Consider the following 23,487-nt stretch of genomic DNA (forward strand, 5'->3'; position numbering starts at 1 on the left):
TAGTTGTGATCTATACAATTAATTAATCTTCTAACCATGATTGATAATACGAATCATCAGCAATGGCCATCGCTTCCTCAGTTAGCTGTAATGGTTTAAAGGTATCAACCATAACCGCTAATTCATCGGTCTTTTCCTTACCAATACTTCTTTCAGCTGCACCCGGATGCGGCCCATGAGGAATTCCTGCCGGATGTAAAGAAATGTGCCCTGCATCAATATCATTTCTACTCATAAAATCACCATCAACATAATACAGCACTTCATCCGAATCAATATTACTGTGGTTATAAGGTGCTGGAATTGCTTGTGGGTGATAATCATAAAGTCGAGGCACAAAACTACAAACCACAAAAGCATCAGTTTCAAAAGTTTGATGCACTGGTGGCGGTTGATGAACTCGACCGGTTATAGGTTCAAAATCATGAATACTTAATGCATATGGATAATTAAAACCATCATACCCCACAACATCGAAAGGATGTGTGGCATATTCCATGTCAAAAAGCTCATTTTGTTTTTTAATTTTCATCAGGAATGATCCTTTTTCGTCATTAGTTTCTAACTCATAAGGTCTTCTTATATCACGCTCACAAAAAGGCGCATGTTCCAATAACTGACCAAACCAATTTCGATATCTTTTAGGGGTATAAATAGGCCTGTGCGACTCTACAATAAATAACCTGTTGTCTTCGGTGTCAAAATCTATTTTATAAATAGTACCTCTGGGTATTATTAAATAGTCTCCATACTTAAAATCTAAATTCCCTAAATGAGTCCTTAACTTACCACTTCCCCTATGAATAAAAATCATTTCATCCGCATCGGCATTCTTATAGAAATATGAAGCTGTAGATTCCTTTGGAGCCGCCAATATAATGGTACAATCACTATTGGTCAAAACAGGCTTTCTACTATCGAGGTAATCATGCTCCGGTTTAATTTTAAAGCCATGTAACCGGTATGACTGAATATTGTTTTTTATAGACACCCTTGGAGCAACATCCTTTTTACCCAGAATGTTTTTAACCTGAGTAGGCCTGTGCACATGATACATATTAGTTGACATGCCATCAAACCCAATGGTACCAAACAATTGTTCGTAATACAACTCCCCGTTTGACTTTCTAAATATGGTATGTCGTTTATGCGGGATTTCTCCCAATTTATGATAAAAAGGCATAATTTTAATTTTTGAAGAAATTAAGCATTAGATAATATAATAAAATAGTATCTATTTCTTTGTTATTTTACTATCAACCTTGTATTATATTGCGGTTGCCTAAGAAGTATCACTCACTCAGGATTTCTCTTGATGAGGTAATGGAGTAATATGAGTAAATCTTTCCAAAAATTTGTCATATTCACAAATATCGGTAATTTTTCAGAGAAAAACACAAACATTTAGAATGTTTCGTGACTTTCCATAAAAAGATCTTAAAACCAGAAGCCAACGTTAAAAAGCCAAAGCCCCTTCCCTCTTTCAGGAGACCAGGTGTATTTAGCCTCTATTGGACCCAGAAAAGTTTCCAGTCCATAACCTATTGCATACCCTGTATATTCAGGCTTACTAAACCATTCGCCCGTGTCGAACAAGCGGTCATCAACATTAGCGAAATTAGCCGAAAAATTAAGGTGATTTTTACGTACAAACTCCCAATCTACAATCGCTAACCCTTTAACAAAGCTATCAGCACCAAAACTCAAAAAGTCGTAACCTAAAAACGGAATGAAATTATTAATCAGGTTATTGCCGTATCCTCCCAAAATAAAATCAAAAGAATTCAAAGCTGTATTTCCTATTTTAAATCCACCCTCAGAAAATGCGTTAAAAGACACTGTCTTGGTTACTGGCATTGCAAATCCAAGCTTAGCCTTAGCAATTGAAAATTCATCAAATAAGCCCGTAAAGTCATCCGGTGAGCTAAAATATAAATGAAAATCACCATCAAAATAAATCCCCCGGGAAGGAAAATATTTATCATCAAAGGAATCAAATTTTAAAAATCCATAGGTACTAAAGTAGTTGCTGTTATCAAATACAGCATTATTACTATCCTGTCCGGAAATAGTCTCTGACTCAATCTGTAAATACTTATGTTCCAGGCCCGCCCCAAAAGAAAATTCCTCCCTGAAAACAGACTGAAGATATATCTGATTTGTCAAATCGTCTAATTCAACATCTACCTGCCTCACCCCTGCATCTTCAGACCCCGCTCTTTCTCTGACAAAGTTAAAATCAATAGGCTTTAAAAACGAATTAAATCTCGACTTGATACCAAAACTCCAGTAAAAACCTTTATCTAAATAGTACTCAAAATTATAACGAATCCTATCTCCCAAAACAAAATCCAGCGATACAACATCATCATCAAAAAGCAAATGCTTTTGTGTTAAATTAACCAATACGGCAGATTTGTATAAATCATCATAATGAACTCCCAAACGCAAAAACAAATCTGTAGGCGATTCCTCAACTCGCATCATCAAATCCTCCCTGCCAGATGCTTCGTTATGCTTTAATTCGTATTGTATGGCTTTAAAATTGTTGGTGGCTGACAAATTGCTAATACCCTCATTGAATTTTTCAAAAGTGATAGGCTCCTCCATTTTAAATCGAAGCTTTCCACGTATATAAGCCCTGGAATATCGATCGTAACCCTTTATCTGAATTCTGCTTAAACTAATGGTATCTTTAGCATAAGGTCTTAATTTACTTTTTTCAGGATGCTTTTTCTGCAGCAACGCAAGGCTATCTAAAACACTTGAATGCTCTATTGCAGCATAATATCCTTTTTTAAAGATCTTCCCCCCCTGATCAAAAGAAAGCACATTAAAATCCGTTATGTCCGGTTTAATATATACATCCGTTTTTTTAATTTTCTCCTTCATGCTCAGAGCCGTCCTGTAATTACTAATTTGTAATAGAATCTCATTAGCGGCTTTCAAAGACTCCCGATCAGATAATTCATCCTGAACATCGACTCCTATTATCACATCCATTCCTTTAGCCTTAACTTCATCTATAGGAAAATTATTCACTACACCACCATCGATAAGGAGTTTATCATCAATCGCTACTGGCTCAAAAACCGACGGTAATGCACCACTGGCAGCTATAGCCTGTGGCAAATACCCCCTATCCAATATTACCGGCTCACCCTTTTCTATATCCGTGGCAATACAAAAAAAAGGAATTGGCAGCTTTTCGAAATTATCAACATCTCTAACGTGAAATAATAACTGTGAATAAAGATTATAAACATTCTGCCCCTTAGATATAGCAGTCGGAATGGCAATTTTAAAATTGTCAAAAGGAAGCGTTAAGGCATAACGCTCACTGTTATTCTTTTCGTAAAAGGTCTTTGCTGATCTAGGTACTTCATCTTGAATTAATTTTTGAAAATCAACACTTTTAAAGATCGAATCCAGATCATGAGAAGAATATCCGGAAGCATACATAGCACCTATGATCGCCCCCATGCTCGTACCACCTATATAGTCAATCCTTAAACCCGCATCTTCTATAGCCTTTAACACTCCAATATGAGCCAATCCCTTAGCCCCTCCTCCACTTAAAACTAAGCCTACTTTTAAATCCTGATCGCTATCATTTTGAGCCTGTAAAACAAAGCCAAATTGAAGAATGAAGATCAACGACGTAAGTATTTTTTTCATAAAATGAAGGTAAGTATTTTTAATGAAATGCCTCATAAATTTTCTGCGCTTTTGAAACACCGACTACTTCGATTAGCTTTTCAATTGATGCCTCCTTAATGCGCTTCACTGACTTAAACTCTTTTAACAACTCCACAGCGGTTTTTTCCCCTACCCCGGGAATGTTTTCAAGTTCGGAATCAATAGCAGCTTTACTTCTTTTTTGCCGATGAAATGTGATTCCAAATCGATGTGCTTCATTCCGCAAATACTGAATTACTTTTAATGTTTCAGACTTTTTATCCAAGTACATTGGAATCGAATCTCCGGGATAGTAAATCTCCTCCAATCGCTTTGCTATGCCTATTATTGCTATTTGCCCCCTCAAACCCAAGGCATCTAAACTCTTTAAAGCTGATGATAATTGCCCCTTTCCACCATCTATAATAATTAACTGGGGAAGGGACTGATTTTCATCCAACAACCTTCGGTATCTCCTGTAAACCACTTCCTCCATAGAAGCAAAATCATCAGGCCCTTCAACAGTCTTTATATTAAAATGCCGGTAATCTTTTTTACTAGGCTTACCATTCTTAAACACAACACAAGCAGCTACCGGATTCGTACCCTGAATATTGGAATTATCAAAACATTCAATATGTCGGGGCTCTTCCGAAAGCCTTAGATCCTTCTTCATTTGAGCCATCAATCTATTCACATGTCGATCGGGATCTGTTATTTTAGCTTGCTTAAATCGCTCCTGTCGATAAAACTTCGCATTCCTCTCAGACAGATCCAAAAGCTTCCTTTTATCCCCCACTTTGGGTATCGTTACCTTTATGCCCTCCTCCATCGTTATTTCAAACGGCACATAAATTTCTTTAGACTGTGAATGAAAACGCTGTCTTAGCTCAATTATTGCTAACTCCAACAACTCTCGATCGGTTTCATCAAGTTTCTTTTTCATTTCTATGGTATGCGAACGAATAATTGCGCCATAAGACAATTGAAGAAAGTTAACATACCCATAAGCCTCATCCGACACAACAGTAAATACATCAACATTAGTAATTCGAGGATGTACTATCGTAGACTTGGCCTGATAATTCTCTAAAACTTCTAATTTTTCCTTTATTTTTTGGGCCTCCTCAAACTTTAACGCTTCGGCAAAATCCTTCATTTGCTTTTTAAAAAGCTGTAAAGACTCTTTAAAATTCCCTTTTACGATCTCTCGAATAGCCTTAATTTGCTGATCATAAGATTCGGTCGACTGAAGTCCTTCACATGGACCTAAGCAGTTTCCAATATGATATTCTAAACACACCTTATACCGTCCGGCATCAATTTTCTCTTTAGAGAGATCATAACTACATGTTCTTAAAGGATACAAATCTTTAATTAATTCAAGTAACGCCCTAACGGTTCGTACATTGGTATACGGACCAAAATATTCCGATCCATCCCGGACCAACTTCCTGGTGGAGAACACCCTTGGAAAACGTTCATTCTTAATACAGATCCAAGGATAGGTCTTATCATCCTTAAGCATTACGTTGTACCGAGGCTGATACTTTTTAATCATATTATTCTCCAACAACAGGGCATCGGTTTCAGTTGGAACAACAATATGTCGGATCTCTACGATCTTTTTTACCAACACTCTGGTTTTACCAGAATCGTGTTCCTTATGAAAATATGAAGAAACTCTTTTCTTTAGATTCTTTGCCTTACCAACATAAAGAATCTTGCCTTCTTTGTCGTAAAACTGATAAACACCAGGGTTATTTGGGATGGTTTGTAGCTGAAGTTCGATTGATGCTTGGCTCATAACTACGAAATTACTAATTTGCCATTGCTTTTACATTTAATTGTATAAAGATTAAACAAAATTTTAACCCAAACTTATCTAAACATTGATCTATGAAAAAAGTTATTTTACTTAGCGCCATGGCAATATTCGGAATTACTATATTAGGATCTTGCTCTTCACACCACGCTATTTCAATAAATTCAGGAAAAAAAGTACCTCCAGGACAAATGAAAAAAATGACTGGCTCTAAGAGCGCAAAAGATTATGCTCCTGGGCAACAGAAAAAGAAACACAAACACTAAGATGTTAAAAAACACACTCAGAAAGAAATATAAAATTTTAAGAAGTCAATTATCATCGGAAGACCTGGAAGAATTAAGCATAAAAATTGCTAATGAATCTCTGAAACTACCTATTTGGGATAAGACCTATTATCATTTATTCTTACCAATTGAAGAACAAAAAGAAGTTGATACCTCTTTTTTATTAAGCATTTTACAAGGTAAGGATAAGGAGGTTGTAGTTGCTAAAAGTAACTTTCAAAACCTAAGCCTTACCCATTATTTACTTACAGAAAATACACGGTTCATAAAAAACAGTTATAATATCCCTGAGCCTGTAGATGGTATTGAAGTTCCGTTAGAAAAAATTGACGTGGTATTTGTCCCTTTATTAGCTTTTGACCAAAAAGGCAATAGAGTTGGTTATGGCAAAGGGTTTTATGACCAATTTCTTTCTGAGTGTAAAAACACTACAATAAAAATAGGATTATCCTTTTTTGAAGCCGAAAGTTTCATTGAAGACCTTCGGGAAGACGATATAAAAATTGATTATTGCGTCACCCCGGAAAAAGTCTATGCTTTCCCCTGATCTTCCTCTTTTTTAGGAAATGCCTTTTTGTTAAAAACCAATAATATTCCTACCCCAAAACTAATGGAGGTATCCGCGATATTGAAGACCGGTTCGAAAAACCTGAAGTGATTACCTCCTACCATAGGTATCCATTCAGGAAACGTTGTATCAATCATTGGAAAATATAGCATATCCACCACCTTTCCGTGAAAAATACTACCATAAGGATCATCAGAAAACATAGTTGCTACCTGACCATAACTGTCATTAAAAATCATTCCGTAAAAAACAGAATCGATTATATTTCCCAAGGCCCCAGCGAAAATTAATGCAATAGAAACAATTAAAATCTTAGGACTTTTCTTCTTCACACTATCATATAACCAGTATCCAATGCCTCCAATAGCAAATATTCTAAAGATTGTTAACGACAACTTGGCCACCTCATCGGAAACAAAAGGAACGATATCACTTAACTTGGTACCCCAGGCAGCTCCTTCATTTTCTACAAATAATATTTTAAACCAATCAAAAACGTCAGTATGCTCTCCCAGAACAAAATTTGTCTTAATATATATTTTTGAAATTTGATCTACCAATAAGACCAAGGCTATAATGAAAATCGATTTTTTTAATGACATATGTTCTTAAATATAAAATGGGTCTGGATTTTCCCCAAAATGAGCTCCAAAAATAAGAATATTATTCATTTTGAGATATGTAAATATTACCATGAACCGTTTTTAATGATATTAAACTATTACCTGAGGAAACTCCACGATTTATAACCTTTCCAAATTTTGAGGAAGCTTTTATATTTCCTCCGGAAGACTTATATCGTATATCTCCTTGAAAAGAATAAGCATCCAAATCGCCTTCCACATCATAAAACCTGGTAGTACCTGATCGTGTTTTGGTTTTCACCTGATTGTACTTCCCACTTACATCTACTTCAGTATCCGCCCCCAGCACAAGCACTTCTAAATATTCGGGTACTTCAACAATAATTCGCACCGAGATCACCTTATGCGCACTTAATTTATCGTCTGGCATATCAAATGAAGGTGAAAATTCTGCTTTAACATTTAACGTATGCTCCTCTACATTAGCTACCACATATAGTTCATTTCTATATTCTCCGTTCATTTGGGCCTGTATCCTTACGTGATCAGTTTTTTTGGCAAATACTATAATTTTATAGGCGTTTAAACCCTGAATCTCCATTGATGAAATACCTGAAGAAGGAAATACCTTTTCAACCTTCTTCTGCCCCATCGCACTCATGGTAAAAACAAAAAGTAATAATCCTGTAAAATAATTACGAATACCTTGCATGATAACTAGTGTAACGTATTGAACTAAATAAAAAAACGCCCAGTAATGGACGTTTTTTACGATAGAAAAGAGCTGTGTAAATTTAACTCTTTTGCATGTTTTTTGCTTCTATACTTAAAGTTGCATGAGGAACCAACTTTAAACGCTCTTTATTAATAAGTTTTCCTGTAACTCTACAAATTCCGTATGTTTTATTTTCAATACGTACTAAAGCATTTTTTAAATCCCGAATAAACTTTTCTTGACGAATTGCCAATTGAGAATTTGCTTCTTTACTCATGGTCTCTGATCCTTCTTCAAATGCTTTGAATGTAGGAGAAGTATCATCCGTACCGTTATTCCCATCATTCATGTAAGCACTTTTTAAAAGATCCAGATCTTGCTTGGCTTTCTCGATTTTAGCTTCGATTATAGCCCTGAATTCTTCTAGCTCTTTATCAGAGTATCTTACTTTAACGTCTGTGCTCATAGCTATAAGTGTTTTTGAATAGACAATTTGGTGTTTACGTCATCAAAAGCAATTTCCGTACCATTCTCAAGATGCTCTTCAAAGCCTAAGTCTGCTGTAAGGGTTTCGGCCTTGATATAATCTATATTACTCATTACCGCCTGTTCTATTACAGTACTGTCTTTTTGAAACTTAACATCTATTTTATCAGTCACTTCTAAACCAGAATCTTTTCGAAGATTTTGAATTCTGTTCACCAGCTCTCTGGCAATTCCTTCCTTACGTAAATCATCGGTTATAGTAACGTCTAAAGCTACAGTGATGGCCCCTGAATTAGCAACCAACCAACCTTCAATATCTTTCGATGAAATCTCTACTTCATCGATTCCTAAAGTAATATTTTTTTCGTTAATAACAAGCGTTATATCGCCATTTTGCTCAAGTTTTTGGATATCTTGTTGGTCGAATTTTTTTATCTTACTGGCAATCAACCCCATATCCTTGCCAAATCGAGGACCAAGAACTTTAAAATTCGGTTTGATCTGCTTCACCAAAACTCCTGATGCATCGTCTAAAAGCTCCACCTCTTTTACATTTACCTCCGCGATAATCAAATCTGAAACCGCCGAAATTTCCTGACGTTGATTTTCATCCAATACTGGCACGATCACCTTCTTAAGCGGCTGTCTAACTTTAATTTTTTCTTTTTTCCTTAACGACAAGACCAGGGAAGTAATTGTCTGGGCAGTTTCCATTTTACGCTCCAGACGTTTATCAATAACCCCTTCATCACATGTTGGAAACTCTGATAAATGCACACTTTCAAGCGCTTCTTTTTTAGTAGCTCCATTTAAATCTTTATACAACTGATCTGTAAAGAATGGCGCTATAGGTGCCGCTAACTTCGCTACAATATCCAGACATGTATACAGCGTTTGATATGCCGAAATTTTATCTTCTCCATACTCCCCTTTCCAGAAGCGTCTTCTACATAGTCTAACATACCAGTTACTCAGGTACTCCTGTACAAATTCTGAAATAGCGCGCGCTGCCTTTGTAGGTTCATAATCATTATACGCATCATCTACCTTCTTGATCAAAGTATTCAATTCCGAAAGAATCCAACGGTCTATCTCCGGACGCTTTTCCAACGGAATATCACTTTCAGCATACGTAAAGTTATCGATGTTTGCATATAGACTAAAGAACGCATAGGTATTATATAGTGTTCCAAAAAACTTTCGCCTAACCTCTGCAACACCATCTATATCAAATTTTAAGTTATCCCATGGGTTAGCGTTACTAATCATATACCATCGGGTTGCATCAGGTCCGTATTCTGAAAGCGTCTCAAAAGGATCGACAGCATTACCCAATCGTTTAGACATTTTTTGTCCGTTTTTGTCCAATACCAGACCATTTGAAACTACATTCTTGTAAGCAACAGAATCAAAAACCAGGGTTCCAATAGCATGGAGCGTATAGAACCAACCTCTTGTCTGGTCAACCCCCTCAGCAATGTAATCTGCAGGATACGACAACTTATCATCAATCAATTCTTTGTTCTCAAATGGGTAATGCCATTGGGCATAAGGCATTGAACCACTATCAAACCAAACATCTATTAGATCTGCCTCACGATTCATTGGTTTTCCTGAAGGAGATACCAGGGTTATCTGGTCCACAATATTTTTATGAAGATCTACCTTGTCATAGTTGTCTTCACTCATATTACCGACTTCAAAATCGGCAAAAACATCTGATTCCATATATCCCGCCTCCACAGCTTTAGCCATTTCAGCTTTCAGTTCTTCTACCGAACCAATAATAATCTCTTCTTTTCCATCTTCCGTTCTCCATATAGGTAATGGGATCCCCCAATAACGTGAACGAGAAAGGTTCCAGTCGTTTGCATTTTGCAACCAGTTTCCAAACCTTCCCTCTCCTGTAGCTTTCGGCTTCCAGTTAATAGTTTGATTCAGCTCAAACATTCTATCCTTAAGCTCAGTAACTTTAATAAACCAGGAATCTAAAGGATAATATAAAACAGGCTTATCCGTACGCCAGCAATGTGGATAACTATGGACATACTTCTCAACCTTAAAAGCTTTATTTTCTTCTTTTAATTTAATGGCAATCTCAACATCAACAGATTTTTCGGGAATCTCACCATCAGCATAATACTCATTCTTCACATATTTTCCTCCAATCTCAGGAAGTTCTGATCTGAATCGTCCCTGAAGATCTACAAGCGGAACCAAATTATCATTCTCATCCTTTACCAACATTGGCGGCACCTCAGGAGTTGCCTCCTTAGCCACCTTGGCATCATCTGCACCAAAAGTTGGCGCTGTATGAACGATACCTGTACCGTCTTCAGTGGTAACAAAATCACCAGAGATTACTCTAAATGCATTTTCAGGATTTTGATAAGGCAAAGCATAGGGCAATAATTGCTCATACTTTATACCCACCAAATCAGCTCCTTTAAAATCTTTAACAACGAAATAAGGGATCTTTTTATCACCTTCAGCGTAAGCCTGCAGCTCCTCTTCTCCCAGAACGGCCACATATTTACCCGAAAACTGACTGGCTAACAATGGCTTCCCTAACACAACATTTATCGGTTTATGTGTATACTGATTATAGGTTTTTACCAACACATAATCTATCTTAGGACCAACAGTTAATGCCGTATTTGACGGAAGTGTCCATGGTGTTGTCGTCCAGGCCAGCAGATCGATCTCCCCATATCCTCTTAAGAACTCCGGCAATGTTTCTTCCTTCGTCTTAAACATAGCCACTGCCGTTGTATCTGATACATCCTTATAAGTGCCAGGCTGATTCAATTCATGCGAACTTAATCCAGTTCCGGCTTTGGGAGAATACGGCTGAATCGTGTACCCTTTGTAAAGCAAATCTTTGTTGTATATCTGCTTTAACAACCACCATACACTCTCCATATACTTAGGCTTGTAGGTAATATATGGATTCTCCATATCTACCCAATAACCCATTTTTCTGGTAAGATCATTCCAAACATCCGTATAACGCATTACCGCTTGCTTACATGCTTTATTATAATCCTCGACAGAAATCTTCTTTCCAATATCTTCTTTAGTAATACCCAACTCCTTTTCAACACCAAGCTCCACGGGTAGGCCGTGGGTATCCCAACCGGCTTTTCGCTTTACCTGATATCCTTTTTGAGTTTTATAGCGACAAAAAATATCTTTGATGGCACGAGCCATCACATGATGAATCCCCGGCAAACCATTTGCTGAAGGAGGTCCTTCAAAAAAAACAAAAGGTTGAGCGTTCTCACGCGTAGTTATACTTTTTTCAAATACATCATGCTCCTCCCAGTAGTTCAAAATTTCTTCTGCTACTTTCGGTAAATCAAGTCCTTTGTACTCAGTAAACTTCATTAAAAATCTTTTTCCTAATTCTGGATATTTAATACTAAATGTTCAATTTTAACCCTGAGAGTAAGTTGCCAATCACTTCACATAAAGCTTTCAACCCTGACTCACTCTTATGAGTTGCGCGAAATTAGTGATTTTCATCGAATTGTAGGTTTTAAATACATAAAAAAAGCCCCTTAAAAAGGAGGCTTTTTACAAAAACAGGCTAATTATTAACTACAACTAAATCCATTTTTAATGGATTTAACCTGCTATAAATATTTTTTAAAGACAATCTTATTGCTTATGACTCTGGATTATTACCATTCGAATTAGCAAATCCTTACCCGAAATACACCTTCCCTATTCAACCTCATAACCACTGACAACAAGTGACGAAAAATGTCGTGCTCTATAATAAAACAATAACACAACGCATTAACCCTACCCCTACCAGAAGAATTTTTCAAGAAAACTACCCAAACAACTGATCTAAAACGTCCAGGGATTTAGGCTCTCTGAATCCATGTAAATGGAATTGGTAAAAACGAATAATAGCCTTTAACAACTCCTTCCTTGTTGCCTTGCTAGCTCGAATGTATACAAATGTATCGTAATCGGAACCTAAAAACGCGTTAAACAATTGAAGCTGGTCTTCACTCAAGTAGGAATGTTTCGGCTTTATTGAGGTGTACTCTGCTTCCTGAAGATCAAAGTATTTTGCATCTTCCATAATTTCGTATGGTTGAAAACCGAGATATCTTGATAATTTCAGCAGAAAAAATATATGAAAATTTGCCACCTCTTCATGTGTATCCAGCCACTGTATAGAAGATTCAATAAACTTAAACATAGACTTGTTTTCCTCCTCCTCCTGTAATACGCTTGCTAAAGTTTCGGAAAGAAAAAAAACGATAGAATTTTTAATAATATCGATATGGATGGATTGAAAATAATACAAAACCCGAACCTCGCTTAAACGTTCTAAAGTTCCTTTACCCCTATGGTTAGCAACTATTTCAAGCTGCGTCAGGGGCTGAAAATAACTAGCTTTTAGCTTACCTCTTTTAGCGGCCAACACCCCCTTAAGCATATAACTCTTAACGCCTTCAGATTCGGTGTAACATTTAACTATTAAACTCGTATCAGAATATTTAATAGCTGATAGCACAATCGCTTTTGTTGTTACTAGCATTATAACCTCAATTCTATAAAGATTTCATACGACAATGTACGATTCAAAATTATCAAATAAAAAGCTCCTCAGTAATTCTGAGGAGCTTTTTTTACAGTTAATAACACGTAAAACAAATTAATTACACTACGCCTTGAGCAAGCATAGCATCAGCAACTTTTACAAAGCCTCCAATATTTGCGCCTTTGACATAATTTACATAACCATTCTCTTCACCATATGATACACACATATCGTGAATATTCTTCATGATCCCTTTTAAACGCTCATCTACTTCATCTCTTGTCCAGCTAATTCTTAAGGAATTCTGAGACATTTCAAGTCCTGAAGTTGCAACCCCTCCAGCGTTTGAAGCTTTCCCCGGAGCAAATAATATTTTATGTTCATGGAAAGCATGGATTGCCTCTGGAGTTGACGGCATATTAGCACCCTCGGCAACAGCTATACAACCATTAGCCAATAACGCTTTGGCATCCTCCCCGTCCAATTCATTCTGTGTGGCACAAGGCAGAGCCACATCACAAGCAACACCCCATGGCTTCTTTCCTGGATGAAACGCTGCGTCCGGATATTTCTCTACATATTCAGAGATACGAACACGCTTCTCATTTTTTAAATACATTACATGAGCTAACTTATCCTCATCGATACCATCCTTATCATAAATAAACCCGGATGAATCAGACAAAGTAAGAACGGTACCGCCAAGATGAAGCACCTTTTCTGCCGCATATTGAGCAACATTACCAGAACCAGATATAACAACTTTTTTACCTTTAAAGCTATCACCTTTGGTTTCAAGCATACTTTGCGCGAAATATACCGTACCATATCCAGTGGCTTCTGGCCTTATTAAAGAACCTCCCCAAGAAAGTCCTTTTCCGGTAAGCACCCCTGTAAACTCATTTCTTATCTTCTTATACATCCCAAACAAATACCCCACTTCACGAGCTCCAACACCAATATCTCCTGCAGGAACATCTGTATTTGGACCGATATGACGACACAACTCAGTCATGAAACTATGGCAAAAGCGCATAATTTCTGCATCAGACTTTCCTTTAGGATCAAAGTCAGAACCTCCTTTTCCGCCACCCATAGGAAGTGTCGTCAAACTATTTTTAAACACTTGCTCAAAAGCAAGGAATTTAAGAATACTCATATTTACACTCGGGTGAAAACGCAACCCTCCTTTATAAGGACCAATTGCTGAATTCATTTGAATTCTATAACCTCTGTTCACATGTATCTCTCCTTCATCATCAACCCATGACACCCTGAAAGTAATCGCCCTTTCAGGCTCTACCATTCTTAATAAGATGTTCTTACCACTATAGATATCATGTTGAGCGATATACGGAAGAACCGTTTCAGCTACTTCCTGAACAGCTTGCATGAACTCCGGCTCATGTGAGTTACGAGCCTTTACAAGCTCCATAAAATCGTGGATTTTTTGTTCCATGTCTAGCAAATAATGCGTTTTAAAAAGTTCGTAATAAATCAGAGCAAATATACGATATACTCAAAAATGACCATCTATTTTTTATAATTTTATAATATCAGTCTTAAACATTAAGCCTATATTAACAAAAATTGATTTTTAACCAATAGCCTGTTTTAAATCTTCAATTAAATCTTCAACATCTTCAATCCCCACACTTAAGCGTATTAAGGCATCAACCACCCCCGACTTTTCTCTTTCTTCTTTTGGGATGCTGGCATGTGTCATACTTGCAGGATGACCAGCCAAAGACTCTACCCCTCCAAGGGATTCAGCGAGCGTAAAAACTTTTAGACTTTCTATGATCTTAATAGCGTCTTTAAAACTACTGTCTTTTGTAACAAAAGAAATCATACCCCCAAAATCTTTCATCTGCCTTTTAGCTATTTCATGGTTAGGATGGTGTTCAAAGCCGGGCCAATACACATTTTCAATTTTGGAGTGTCCGGCCAAATATTCAGCAACTGCGCGTCCGTTCTCACAATGACGCTGCATTCGAACATGAAGTGTTTTGATTCCTCTTAACACCAAAAAGCTATCCATAGGCCCACATATCGCACCACTGGCATTTTGAATAAAGTATAATTTATCTGCCAGAAGCTTTTCCTTCACCACCAAAGCTCCCATAACAACATCACTATGCCCGCCCAGGTATTTGGTAGCGGAATGCATTACTATATCAGCACCTAAATCCAAAGGGCGCTGCAGGTATGGAGTAGCAAAGGTATTATCAACAGCCAAAATCAATTGATGTTGCTTCGCTATTTTAGAGACAGCCTCTATATCTATAATATTCATCATTGGATTCGTCGGTGTTTCTACCCAAATAAGCTTCGTATTTGGATTAATGCAGGAGGATATATCCTCCACTGTTCCCATCCCAATAAAATGAAATTTAATACCAAAATTTGAGAATATCTGATTGAATAAACGATAAGTACCCCCATAAAGATCATTCGTCGAAATAACCTCATCGCCTGGCTTCAAAAGCTTTAATACTGCATCAATTGCAGCCAACCCACTGCCAAAGGCTAGACCGTAGTTCCCGTTTTCTATACTTGCCATTGCATCTTCCAAAGCCTTTCTGGTAGGATTGTGGGTTCTTGAATACTCAAATCCTTTATGACCGCCAGGCGTAGATTGGGCATAGGTGGAAGTTTGATAGATCGGAGGCATAACAGCTCCATAAGCCTCATCGGGTTTCTGGTTTCCGTGAATTGTCTTGGTATTGAACTTCATATGATTATTTATTAAAATCCCTCTAACAAAAATATCGTTTCCTTTTGGGGATTCCAACGAAGAACGTACCTTTATCCTATTATAATATGACTTTTATCCAGATGAAAAAATACTATTTCCTGTTTCTGGCAATTCTTGCATTCATTTCATGTAACTCAGACGGAATTAAATTAACAACCGAGGCTATCAATTCAAAATCATGTAAAGATTGCGCTAAAGTCTCTATTAACCTACCTAAGGCCACTGGTAATTTTGTAGCAGACTCGATTAACCAGCACCTTAATGATTACGCAATTCAAGTGTTGAATTATACCGAAGAGCATACTTCTGAATCCATAAAACAAGAAGTGGAAAATTTTGTATCCGAATATCAAAAAATGAAAAAAGATTTCCCTGATATGGCCGCAGTGTGGGAAGCTACTATCGATGGAAATGTATCTTACCAAACTGAAGATTTAATCAGCCTTCAACTCGACTCGTATGTTTATACCGGAGGAGCACATGGGTATGGAGCAGTTTCTTACATGAATATCGACGCTAAAACCGGAGCATTATTGGAGACTAAAGATCTTTTTACAGATTTTTCTGCATTTAAAGTTTTAGTAGAAAAAAAATTCAGACAAATCCATAACATCCCTGAAAAAGAAAGCATCAATAGTACAGGATTTATGTTTGACAACGATGTATTCGAATTACCCCAAAATATCGGTTATAATGAAAAAGGGATTGTACTAATTTACAACCCCTATGACATTGCGGCTTATGCTGAAGGAATGATTAAAATTGAAATCCCTTTCGACGACCTGCAAAATAACCTCATTATAAAATAATCACTAAGCTCCCAGCGACCTTCGCTGAGCTAATACATACCCCAAATGCAAACCTTCGTGGAAATTATTGAACTCTAATGCTTCTTCAATATTACTTAAAGTACTGTCGTTTGTAGACACTGTATACTGTTGATAAACTTTGAATTTACCTTCTTCATAATCTTTTTTTAACTGATCCAAAGTTGAGAACAAAAGCCCTTTCAAGGCTTCAACCTCCGTTTGGGTTACATCCCTGGTAGGTTTGGTTCCTTTACTATATGATGCTATCATTTCATCCGAAACATTTACTTCAAGGCCAGATAACTTATACGCGAGTAATTGTTGTGTTACCACAGCATGAGCTATATTCCAAAAGACATTGTTATTATACCCCTTCGGAACTTTATTCAAGTCCTCCAAAGACATTTCTTCCAATATTTTTTTAAATATGGCTCTGTTTTTTGTTGTTATATCAAAAGTCCATTCCATTTTACTATATTTTTTTCCAAAGATATTTTAAAAGGATTTACTTTGCATATTCTTTCGGAACGAAAACTAATTTTCATGACAAAAATATACTACCTCAGCACTTGCGACACTTGCAAACGAATCATTAAAGAGTTAAATCTTCCCGAAGACACTATAATGCAAGACATTAAAAAGGAAGTTATAACTAATGAACAGGTAGAAGAAATGAAATCATTATCCGGGTCGTACGAATCTTTGTTTAGTAAAAGAGCTAGGCTTTATAAAGAACGTGGGTTGAAAGACATGGAATTAAGTGAAGATGATTATAAATCTTTAATACTGGAACACTACACCTTTCTTAAAAGACCCGTAATTATAATTGACAAACAAATCTTTGTTGGAAATAGTAAAAAAGTAACGGAAGCTACTTATAAAGCTCTGCATCCTTAGTTATGAATAAAAGAATTCTTGCATTAATTGCCGCCTTTATTGCCTCTGCCATCTATGGTATTAATCATACACTTGCGAAAGGAGTGATGCCAACCTATGTACAGCCTTATGGATTTATATTGATTAGAGTACTTGGTGCAGCCATCCTGTTTTGGGGTATAAGCTTTTGGGGGCCTAAAGAAAAAATAGCTAAATCCGATTGGCCTAGAATTATTGGTTGTGCAATTCTTGGAATGGTTATTAACATGCAAGTGTTTTTTAAAGGTTTAAGTCTCTCCACTCCCATACACAGCTCCCTGATTATTACAGTAACCCCGATACTGGTTTTTGTACTATCAGCCTTGTTGATAGGTGAAAAGCTTAGTTGGCTCAGAGCATTCGGAATTTTACTAGGTTTTGCGGGTACTGCCGGTCTCATTTTATACGATAATACTACTGCAGAAAACGCCCCGAACATCCCTTTGGGCAACTTGTTGTTTGTGATTAACGCAACCTCATACGGACTTTATTTGATACTAGTAAAGCCACTTACAAATAAGTATCACGCTTTTACATTAATGAAATGGCTCTTTTTAATTGCCGTATTCATTAATTTTCCAATTAGTTACAGTGAGTTCTCCCAGGTCCAATGGCAAGAATTACCTGTTGATATTGTTTTAAAGATTATATATGTCGTATTAGGAACAACATTTGCCACCTATTTACTTAATATTTTTGCTATAAAAACACTGAAAGCATCAACCATCGGAGCTTTTATATACCTACAGCCACTAATAGGAATTCTGTTTGCGGTAGTTGTAGGTGCAGACCAACTAAATTTAATGAAAGTTGCCGCTGCCGCGATGATCTTCACAGGCGTTTATCTGGTAACCAAAAAAACCGAAAAATCAGTTTAGATCTTTAGGCTTTTTATTAAATTTTCTGGTATCCTCTTTGGTAAGCTCCTTGAAATCTTCAGCCTTGTGAGCCATATCAAACAGTGATCGTATTTCCGGTTCCAAACCTATCAAGGTTCTGGACTTTAAATCAATCCACCCCCCCATCATTTCACAGCTGGCAAAATTTCGCCCTTTGTGATCATAATAATTATGCCTGAAAGCAAAGAACTTGGCATCATCACTTAATCCGGTTAACTCCAGAGAGACCTTAACAGGCTTCCCTACAAAAACTTCTTTGAAATAATAAATATGTTCATAGAATACTACAGGTCCAATATTTTTTTCTTGTAACAATTGTTGATTAAACCCATGCTCAATTAAAAAAGACATTCTTGTATGCGCAGCATAAGCTATATAAGCTTGATTGGCAAGGTGCCTGTTTGCATCTATGTCATTCCATCTAATTTCAAATTCTTTCGTATACATCATTTTTATTATTATGCGTGCATAGCAAAACTACCACTATTTCATCGTTAATTCAAATAGATCGATTCTTAAATTTTAAACAAAATTCTATTATAATTTGGTAGTGTCTAGGGGCAAAAAACTATTCTATTACTTATCTTAGCGAGAAACTAAAATTACACATCATGAAATTATTTAATAGAGCACTCGTAGTTGCTTTTACCGGCCTGCTAATTAGTTGTGGAGGTAAGGAAGAAAAGAAAAAAGACGGCTTTCAATATGAAGAAGGAAGCAAAAAAACTGAATCAACCACCCAAACAAAAAAGGAAGATGGGGTTAGCGAAGTTGTTATCACCGGAGACGATATGATGAAGTTTAACCTTAAAGAAATTAAGGTGAAAGCTGGCGATAAGGTTAAACTGACTTTAAAACACATCGGTAAGCTTGATAAAAATGTAATGGGACATAATTTTGTATTACTTGCTCAAGGTGTAGACCTCGTTGATTTTGCAACCAAGGCTGCTACTGCAAAAGACACCGAATACATTCCTGAAGGTTCTGAAAATGATGTATTGGCCCACACAAAAATCCTTGGTGGTGGTGAGACTGACATCATAGAGTTTGAAGCTCCTGAAAAAGGAACATACCAGTTCTTATGCAGCTTCCCTGGACACTATGCTATGATGCAGGGTAAATTTATAGTAGAATAACACGCTACAAAACCAACCAAAACTTATGAATAAAAGCCTTTTATTAAGTACACTCATACTATTCTCTGTTATTACATCGTGTAAAAACGAGAAAAAGGAAGTAAAACAAGAATCAAAAACAACCGTAACACTCAACTGGGAGCAATTGTTCAATGGTAAAGATCTCTCAGGCTGGACCCCTAAAATATCTAAACATGAATTGGGGGAAAACTTCGGAGAGACTTTCCGTATAGAAGACGGTAAAATGGTCGTTCGTTATGACCAATATGGTGCATTCGATCAACAATATGGTCATATCTTTTACAATCAACCCTTTTCTGCATACTTCTTAGCAGTAGAATATCGCTTTGTTGGCGAACAAGCTCAGGAAGGAGAGGGTTGGGCCTGGAGAAATAGCGGGGTGATGCTCCACGGTCAGGACCCAAAAACCATGACCGTTAATCAAAATTTCCCAATAAGCATTGAAGCACAATTTCTAGGGGGGGATGGAGAAAATGAAAGAACCACTCTTAATCTATGCACTCCGGGCACTAACGTGTTCATCAAAGACACCTTATTCACCCCTCACTGTATCAGCTCAACATCAAAAACCTATCATGGTGATCAATGGGTAAGAGCAGGATTCTTAGTATTAAAGGATTCCTTGGTCCAACATTATACAGGCGATAAAGTAGTTATGGAATATACAAAACCTCAAATTGGTGGAGGTATGGTGAATGAAACCTCCGAAGGAGTTCAAATTGAAGGAAAGGCACTGACCCAAGGATACATTTCTCTTCAAAGTGAAAGCCATCCAATAGAGTTCAGAAAAGTTGAAATAATTGATTTGGAACCTATTTATAACGACAAGCCCCTTCTGGAAACTACCATTGAAACCATTTTAAAAGAAGAAGCAAAATAAAAGTCGATCTATGATCGACTTTTTTTTATTTAAATTGTAATAAGGACTCACTAAAAACTATCAACCTCTTTATAGGCTTTAATCAGTGACTCTTCACCCTCTTTACCAGGTTTAGAATTTCCATGCTCCATCCCCAGAATTCCTTCAAATCCTCTTGAGTGGATATGCTTGAACACATTTTTATAATTAATCTCTCCTGTTGTTGGCTCTTTTCTACCAGGATTATCACCTATTTGAAAATAGGCAATTTCATCCCAGCAAGCATCAATATTTGGGATTAAATTTCCTTCAGTAATCTGTTGATGGTAGATATCAAACAATATTTTACAAGAAGGAGAATCTACAGCTTTACATATTTCGTAAGCTTGCGGAGACTCACTTAAGAACATCCCTGGATGATCCCTGAAGTTAAGTGGCTCCAATACCATAACCAGATTATGTGGCTCTAAGATTTCTGCGGCCCTCTTTAATGACTCCACCACATTAGCAGTTTGATAAGCTTCATTTTTCCTTAGGTCTACATAACCCGGCACCACAGTCATCCATTTGGCATTCACTCGTTTAGCCACTTCTACCGACTCATTGATATCATTTAAAAATTCATCTCTAAAAGTCGCGTCACCGCTGGCCAGATTTGGCTTATTCCAATATATTTTATGAGCTACAAACACCCCCATTTGCATATTGTATTTTTCCATGGTGCCCGCCATCTGTTTCTGAATGTCAAGGCTTCTATTCTTCATTCCATTATCTTCAAAAGCCTTAAAACCCTGACTCGCCATAAATTCCAACTGAGCAACCTCCCCAGAACCGGCATGATTTCTGAACATCCCCAAATGAGGGGCATACTTTAAATTAAATGCATTCATATTTTTCTTACGGTCCTCTTTATTAAACGATAAAGCCTCTGAAGTTATCATAGAAGCTCCTAGTGTCGATAAGGCCGTGTTTTGTATAAATTTTCTTCTCTTCATTTATTGATATTTTTGGATGCTTTAAACAATTGACAAGCAACGCTAAAACAAAAAACCGTAACGTTTACAGGTTTCGCTTTTTAAGTTCCTCAACTGCGTGGTTGGCGGCTCTGGCAGTAAACGCCATATAGGTTAAAGATGGGTTTTGACAACCAGAAGATGTCATAAATGAACCATCTGTCACAAATACATTTTTAGCCGCATGTACTTGATTAAATTTATTTAAAACTGAAGTTTCTGGGTTCCTCCCCATTCTGGCGGTTCCCATTTCATGGATCCCCAAACCAATTCCACCGATATCATCATAAGTACTAACATCCTTGAATCCTCCTGCCTCCAACATTTCAGCAGCTTGCTGCTTCATGTCTTTTCGCATAGCTAATTCATTTGCTCCGAATTCTGCATCAAAGGTAATAGTAGGTAAACCCCAGGAGTCTTTTGTATCATAATCCAAATACATTCTATTCTTATGATCAGGTAAAGTTTCTCCAAAACCGGTAAGCCCCATACTCCATCCTCCGGGTTTAAGTATAGCTTCTTTAAGCTTCTTACCATAATGAAGCTCTGCAACAAAACCTCCATCATAACCTGCTCTTCCCGCTCCCCCTTGATAACCATATCCTCGAAGAAATTCTTTCCGGTCAGTTTTACCTCCTAGATTTCTGAATCTTGGAATATAAATTCCATTCGGTCTCTTACCCTTGTAATACATATCCTCAAAACCGTCAATTTTACCGGAAGCTCCAATTCTATAATGATGATCCATTATATTATGTCCTAATTCTCCACTATCATTCCCTAAACCTTCAGGAAAGCGACTTGACTTAGATTGTAGTAATATTGAAGTAGAGGCCATTGAAGACGCGCATAAAAATATCAGCTTAGCCCTATACTCAACGGTCTCTTTGGTTTCCGTATCAATAACACGAACACCTGTTGCTTTACCTTTCTGCTCATCGTAAATCACCTCATGAACAATTGAATTCGGCCTCAAGGTCATATTCCCCGTAGCGTCTGCCACCGGCAATGTTGAAGAATTACTGCTAAAATATCCTCCAAAAGGACAACCTCTACCACAGCGGCTCCTATACTGACAAGTACTCCTCAATCCTGGTTTTGTACCTTCTGTTATATGAGCTGTACGCCCTATGGTTAAGGTTCTATCACTATAAGAATTCCCTAAGGATTCTTTCAAATGCTTTTCAACGCAATTGAGTTGCATCGGCTTTAAAAATTGGCCGTCCGGCAATTGCTTTAAACCAAGTTTTTCACCACTCACCCCTATAAAACGCTCAACATGATCATACCAGGGTGCTATATCTTTATACCTTACCGGCCAATCTACTGCAATTCCTTCTTTGAGGTTAGCTTCAAAATCTATATCACTTAAACGATAACTCTGTCTTCCCCATATCAAGGATCTCCCTCCAACCTGATAACCACGAATCCAGTCAAATCGTCTCTCCTCGTTGTATGGATGTTTCGTGTCATCAACAAAAAAATGATGATTGGTTTCATTCACCCAACCTCCGGTCCTGTTTTGTACAGCGGTTTTACTCCTTATTTCTCTGGTAATCTTACCTCCATGTTCAAAGTCCCACGGATCCATATTGGCCGTTGGATAATCTTCTAAATGCTTTACCATTCGTCCCCGTTCCAAAACCAAGGTCTTCAAGCCCTTTTCACAGAGCTCCTTTGCCGCCCATCCACCTGATATACCCGTACCAACTACAATGGCATCATATTCCTGCAATGGGGTGCTATAATAGAATGTTTTCATTAAAGATTCTGAATTGGTGGTTTATGCTGATGTACCTTTATAAAGACCAAGATTTACCTCCGGTAAGATCTTGTAAATTTTCGCAACCTAAATATTGTCCCGGAACAGGATCATAGGCCAAAACAGTCTCACCAATTAGTTCACTATTTCTATAAGCGTTAATGGTCATCCATTTTATATTACCCAGTAATTGTGCAATTTCCTTTTCTTCCCCTGTTCTTTCAGCTTTAGAAAGATAGGTGTCTAAAATTTCTTTATAGTCCGTTTCTTTTACCTTATTTAAATCTTGAGAATATGAAGATTTAATAATTGCTATCAGTGCGTCCATGGCTTTCTGTTTCTGCTCCTGTTCTTTCACACTGATGACATCTTTAAAAATAACATCAATAAACTGAGGTACATTTACCTCAGATGCCGATGGCAAGTCTGTTTTCGGCAAAATGGTATCCACCAATCCCTTTAAAACAATACCTTGTTCTACGGTTAAAAATTCTGGCTGCCAGTTCTCCACTTCAGATTGGCAACTTTGCAATAAACTCAACAATGATGGAGTGGCAACTACAAACCCGGTAGTTAATCCTATATTTCTAAGTGCTTTTCTTCTATCCATT

At 37.2% G+C, this 23,487-nt stretch carries 22 protein-coding genes; 7 read left to right on the forward strand and 15 right to left on the reverse strand.

All coding sequences use genetic code 11. The annotated features are described in order from the left end of the window. Window positions 1–22: 22 nt before the first annotated feature. The 3 genes from P278_RS12075 to uvrC all read right to left on the reverse strand — a co-directional run bounded on the left by P278_RS12075 (window position 23) and on the right by uvrC (window position 5,485). On the reverse strand, window positions 23–1,183 hold the full coding sequence (locus P278_RS12075) for a homogentisate 1,2-dioxygenase (protein ID WP_038267142.1): 1,161 nt from the start codon (window positions 1,181–1,183) through the stop codon (window positions 23–25). A 254-nt stretch (window positions 1,184–1,437) separates the two neighbouring features. Continuing rightward, the gene (locus tag P278_RS12080; protein ID WP_038267144.1) at window positions 1,438–3,678 is read right to left on the reverse strand and encodes a patatin-like phospholipase family protein; all 2,241 of its coding nucleotides are present in this window, start codon (window positions 3,676–3,678) and stop codon (window positions 1,438–1,440) included. A 19-nt stretch (window positions 3,679–3,697) separates the two neighbouring features. Next, window positions 3,698–5,485 carry an excinuclease ABC subunit UvrC gene (uvrC, locus tag P278_RS12085; protein WP_038267147.1) on the reverse strand — a complete coding sequence of 596 codons (1,788 nt, stop codon included), beginning with the start codon at window positions 5,483–5,485 and terminating at the stop codon, window positions 3,698–3,700. Window positions 5,486–5,577: 92 nt separating this feature from the next. Between uvrC and P278_RS12090 the strand changes: the two genes are divergently transcribed. Together P278_RS12090 and P278_RS12095 are read left to right on the forward strand one after the other, a co-directional pair. Then, the gene (locus P278_RS12090) at window positions 5,578–5,769 is read left to right on the forward strand and encodes a hypothetical protein (RefSeq protein ID WP_038267150.1); all 192 of its coding nucleotides are present in this window, start codon (window positions 5,578–5,580) and stop codon (window positions 5,767–5,769) included. A gap of 1 nt (window position 5,770) precedes the next feature. Further along, the gene (locus P278_RS12095) at window positions 5,771–6,337 is read left to right on the forward strand and encodes a 5-formyltetrahydrofolate cyclo-ligase (RefSeq protein WP_038267153.1); all 567 of its coding nucleotides are present in this window, start codon (window positions 5,771–5,773) and stop codon (window positions 6,335–6,337) included. On the opposite strand, the gene P278_RS12100 is transcribed toward P278_RS12095, so the two are convergent. From P278_RS12100 to P278_RS12130, 7 genes are all read right to left on the reverse strand, one after another. After that, window positions 6,322–6,960 carry a lipoprotein signal peptidase gene (locus P278_RS12100; protein ID WP_038267156.1) on the reverse strand — a complete coding sequence of 213 codons (639 nt, stop codon included), beginning with the start codon at window positions 6,958–6,960 and terminating at the stop codon, window positions 6,322–6,324. The two genes, P278_RS12095 and P278_RS12100, sit on opposite strands and share 16 nt — an antisense overlap. Window positions 6,961–7,021: 61 nt before the next feature. Further along, the gene (locus P278_RS12105; RefSeq protein ID WP_038267159.1) at window positions 7,022–7,654 is read right to left on the reverse strand and encodes a DUF4097 family beta strand repeat-containing protein; all 633 of its coding nucleotides are present in this window, start codon (window positions 7,652–7,654) and stop codon (window positions 7,022–7,024) included. 82 nt (window positions 7,655–7,736) lie between these two features. Continuing rightward, window positions 7,737–8,123 carry a TraR/DksA family transcriptional regulator gene (locus tag P278_RS12110; RefSeq protein ID WP_038267161.1) on the reverse strand — a complete coding sequence of 129 codons (387 nt, stop codon included), beginning with the start codon at window positions 8,121–8,123 and terminating at the stop codon, window positions 7,737–7,739. A 2-nt stretch (window positions 8,124–8,125) separates the two neighbouring features. After that, window positions 8,126–11,530: an isoleucine--tRNA ligase gene (ileS, locus tag P278_RS12115; protein WP_038267163.1), complete on the reverse strand. Its 3,405-nt coding sequence runs from the start codon at window positions 11,528–11,530 to the stop codon at window positions 8,126–8,128. A gap of 451 nt (window positions 11,531–11,981) precedes the next feature. Beyond that, window positions 11,982–12,701 carry a DNA repair protein RecO gene (gene recO, locus P278_RS12120; RefSeq protein ID WP_038267165.1) on the reverse strand — a complete coding sequence of 240 codons (720 nt, stop codon included), beginning with the start codon at window positions 12,699–12,701 and terminating at the stop codon, window positions 11,982–11,984. A gap of 121 nt (window positions 12,702–12,822) precedes the next feature. After that, the gene (gdhA, locus tag P278_RS12125; RefSeq protein ID WP_038267167.1) at window positions 12,823–14,163 is read right to left on the reverse strand and encodes an NADP-specific glutamate dehydrogenase; all 1,341 of its coding nucleotides are present in this window, start codon (window positions 14,161–14,163) and stop codon (window positions 12,823–12,825) included. A 138-nt stretch (window positions 14,164–14,301) separates the two neighbouring features. Beyond that, entirely contained in the window at window positions 14,302–15,441 is a 1,140-nt protein-coding gene (locus tag P278_RS12130; RefSeq protein WP_038267170.1) for a cystathionine gamma-synthase, read from the reverse strand. Window positions 15,442–15,542: 101 nt separating this feature from the next. On the opposite strand from P278_RS12130, the gene P278_RS12135 reads away from it, so the two are divergent. Beyond that, window positions 15,543–16,271 carry a DUF3298 and DUF4163 domain-containing protein gene (locus P278_RS12135; protein WP_038267942.1) on the forward strand — a complete coding sequence of 243 codons (729 nt, stop codon included), beginning with the start codon at window positions 15,543–15,545 and terminating at the stop codon, window positions 16,269–16,271. A 3-nt stretch (window positions 16,272–16,274) separates the two neighbouring features. Here the strand turns inward: P278_RS12135 and P278_RS12140 are convergent, their stop codons facing one another. Further along, the gene (locus P278_RS12140) at window positions 16,275–16,739 is read right to left on the reverse strand and encodes a DinB family protein (RefSeq protein ID WP_038267172.1); all 465 of its coding nucleotides are present in this window, start codon (window positions 16,737–16,739) and stop codon (window positions 16,275–16,277) included. Window positions 16,740–16,814: 75 nt separating this feature from the next. On the opposite strand from P278_RS12140, the gene P278_RS12145 reads away from it, so the two are divergent. Next, on the forward strand, window positions 16,815–17,168 hold the full coding sequence (locus tag P278_RS12145; protein WP_038267173.1) for an arsenate reductase family protein: 354 nt from the start codon (window positions 16,815–16,817) through the stop codon (window positions 17,166–17,168). Between the two features lie 2 nt (window positions 17,169–17,170). Next, complete coding sequence (locus P278_RS12150) at window positions 17,171–18,064, forward strand: DMT family transporter (RefSeq protein WP_038267177.1); 894 nt, start codon at window positions 17,171–17,173, stop codon at window positions 18,062–18,064. Here P278_RS12150 and P278_RS12155 read toward each other — a convergent pair. After that, complete coding sequence (locus tag P278_RS12155) at window positions 18,056–18,532, reverse strand: acyl-CoA thioesterase (protein ID WP_038267180.1); 477 nt, start codon at window positions 18,530–18,532, stop codon at window positions 18,056–18,058. The genes P278_RS12150 and P278_RS12155 overlap by 9 nt on opposite strands. A gap of 164 nt (window positions 18,533–18,696) precedes the next feature. Here P278_RS12155 and azu point away from each other — a divergent pair, with 164 nt between their 5' ends. Together azu and P278_RS12165 are read left to right on the forward strand one after the other, a co-directional pair. Next, complete coding sequence (azu, locus tag P278_RS12160) at window positions 18,697–19,221, forward strand: azurin (RefSeq protein WP_038267183.1); 525 nt, start codon at window positions 18,697–18,699, stop codon at window positions 19,219–19,221. A 25-nt stretch (window positions 19,222–19,246) separates the two neighbouring features. Continuing rightward, window positions 19,247–20,122 (forward strand): 3-keto-disaccharide hydrolase, encoded by an 876-nt coding sequence (locus tag P278_RS12165; RefSeq protein WP_038267186.1) that lies wholly within the window; start codon window positions 19,247–19,249, stop codon window positions 20,120–20,122. A gap of 50 nt (window positions 20,123–20,172) precedes the next feature. Here the strand turns inward: P278_RS12165 and P278_RS12170 are convergent, their stop codons facing one another. The 3 genes from P278_RS12170 to P278_RS12180 form a co-directional block, all read right to left on the reverse strand. After that, the gene (locus P278_RS12170) at window positions 20,173–21,096 is read right to left on the reverse strand and encodes a hydroxypyruvate isomerase family protein (RefSeq protein WP_038267189.1); all 924 of its coding nucleotides are present in this window, start codon (window positions 21,094–21,096) and stop codon (window positions 20,173–20,175) included. A gap of 64 nt (window positions 21,097–21,160) precedes the next feature. Next, window positions 21,161–22,876, reverse strand: a complete 1,716-nt coding sequence (locus P278_RS12175; protein WP_038267192.1) for a GMC oxidoreductase — start codon at window positions 22,874–22,876, stop codon at window positions 21,161–21,163. Window positions 22,877–22,913: 37 nt separating this feature from the next. Next, window positions 22,914–23,486 (reverse strand): gluconate 2-dehydrogenase subunit 3 family protein, encoded by a 573-nt coding sequence (locus tag P278_RS12180; protein WP_038267195.1) that lies wholly within the window; start codon window positions 23,484–23,486, stop codon window positions 22,914–22,916. Between the last annotated feature and the right edge of the window lies 1 nt (window position 23,487).

This window comes from Zhouia amylolytica AD3 (assembly GCF_000511935.2).
Classification (GTDB): Bacteria; Bacteroidota; Bacteroidia; order Flavobacteriales; family Flavobacteriaceae; genus Zhouia; species Zhouia amylolytica.

Coding starts and splice junctions, on each gene's coding strand:
- P278_RS12075 (WP_038267142.1), bottom strand. CDS start 1,183: ATGCCTTTTTATCATAAATTGGGAGAAATCCCGCATAAACGACATACC.
- P278_RS12080 (WP_038267144.1), bottom strand. CDS start 3,678: ATGAAAAAAATACTTACGTCGTTGATCTTCATTCTTCAATTTGGCTTT.
- uvrC (WP_038267147.1), bottom strand. CDS start 5,485: ATGAGCCAAGCATCAATCGAACTTCAGCTACAAACCATCCCAAATAAC.
- P278_RS12090 (WP_038267150.1), top strand. CDS start 5,578: ATGAAAAAAGTTATTTTACTTAGCGCCATGGCAATATTCGGAATTACT.
- P278_RS12095 (WP_038267153.1), top strand. CDS start 5,771: ATGTTAAAAAACACACTCAGAAAGAAATATAAAATTTTAAGAAGTCAA.
- P278_RS12100 (WP_038267156.1), bottom strand. CDS start 6,960: ATGTCATTAAAAAAATCGATTTTCATTATAGCCTTGGTCTTATTGGTA.
- P278_RS12105 (WP_038267159.1), bottom strand. CDS start 7,654: ATGCAAGGTATTCGTAATTATTTTACAGGATTATTACTTTTTGTTTTT.
- P278_RS12110 (WP_038267161.1), bottom strand. CDS start 8,123: ATGAGCACAGACGTTAAAGTAAGATACTCTGATAAAGAGCTAGAAGAA.
- ileS (WP_038267163.1), bottom strand. CDS start 11,530: ATGAAGTTTACTGAGTACAAAGGACTTGATTTACCGAAAGTAGCAGAA.
- recO (WP_038267165.1), bottom strand. CDS start 12,701: ATGCTAGTAACAACAAAAGCGATTGTGCTATCAGCTATTAAATATTCT.
- gdhA (WP_038267167.1), bottom strand. CDS start 14,163: ATGGAACAAAAAATCCACGATTTTATGGAGCTTGTAAAGGCTCGTAAC.
- P278_RS12130 (WP_038267170.1), bottom strand. CDS start 15,441: ATGAAGTTCAATACCAAGACAATTCACGGAAACCAGAAACCCGATGAG.
- P278_RS12135 (WP_038267942.1), top strand. CDS start 15,543: ATGAAAAAATACTATTTCCTGTTTCTGGCAATTCTTGCATTCATTTCA.
- P278_RS12140 (WP_038267172.1), bottom strand. CDS start 16,739: ATGGAATGGACTTTTGATATAACAACAAAAAACAGAGCCATATTTAAA.
- P278_RS12145 (WP_038267173.1), top strand. CDS start 16,815: ATGACAAAAATATACTACCTCAGCACTTGCGACACTTGCAAACGAATC.
- P278_RS12150 (WP_038267177.1), top strand. CDS start 17,171: ATGAATAAAAGAATTCTTGCATTAATTGCCGCCTTTATTGCCTCTGCC.
- P278_RS12155 (WP_038267180.1), bottom strand. CDS start 18,532: ATGTATACGAAAGAATTTGAAATTAGATGGAATGACATAGATGCAAAC.
- azu (WP_038267183.1), top strand. CDS start 18,697: ATGAAATTATTTAATAGAGCACTCGTAGTTGCTTTTACCGGCCTGCTA.
- P278_RS12165 (WP_038267186.1), top strand. CDS start 19,247: ATGAATAAAAGCCTTTTATTAAGTACACTCATACTATTCTCTGTTATT.
- P278_RS12170 (WP_038267189.1), bottom strand. CDS start 21,096: ATGAAGAGAAGAAAATTTATACAAAACACGGCCTTATCGACACTAGGA.
- P278_RS12175 (WP_038267192.1), bottom strand. CDS start 22,876: ATGAAAACATTCTATTATAGCACCCCATTGCAGGAATATGATGCCATT.
- P278_RS12180 (WP_038267195.1), bottom strand. CDS start 23,486: ATGGATAGAAGAAAAGCACTTAGAAATATAGGATTAACTACCGGGTTT.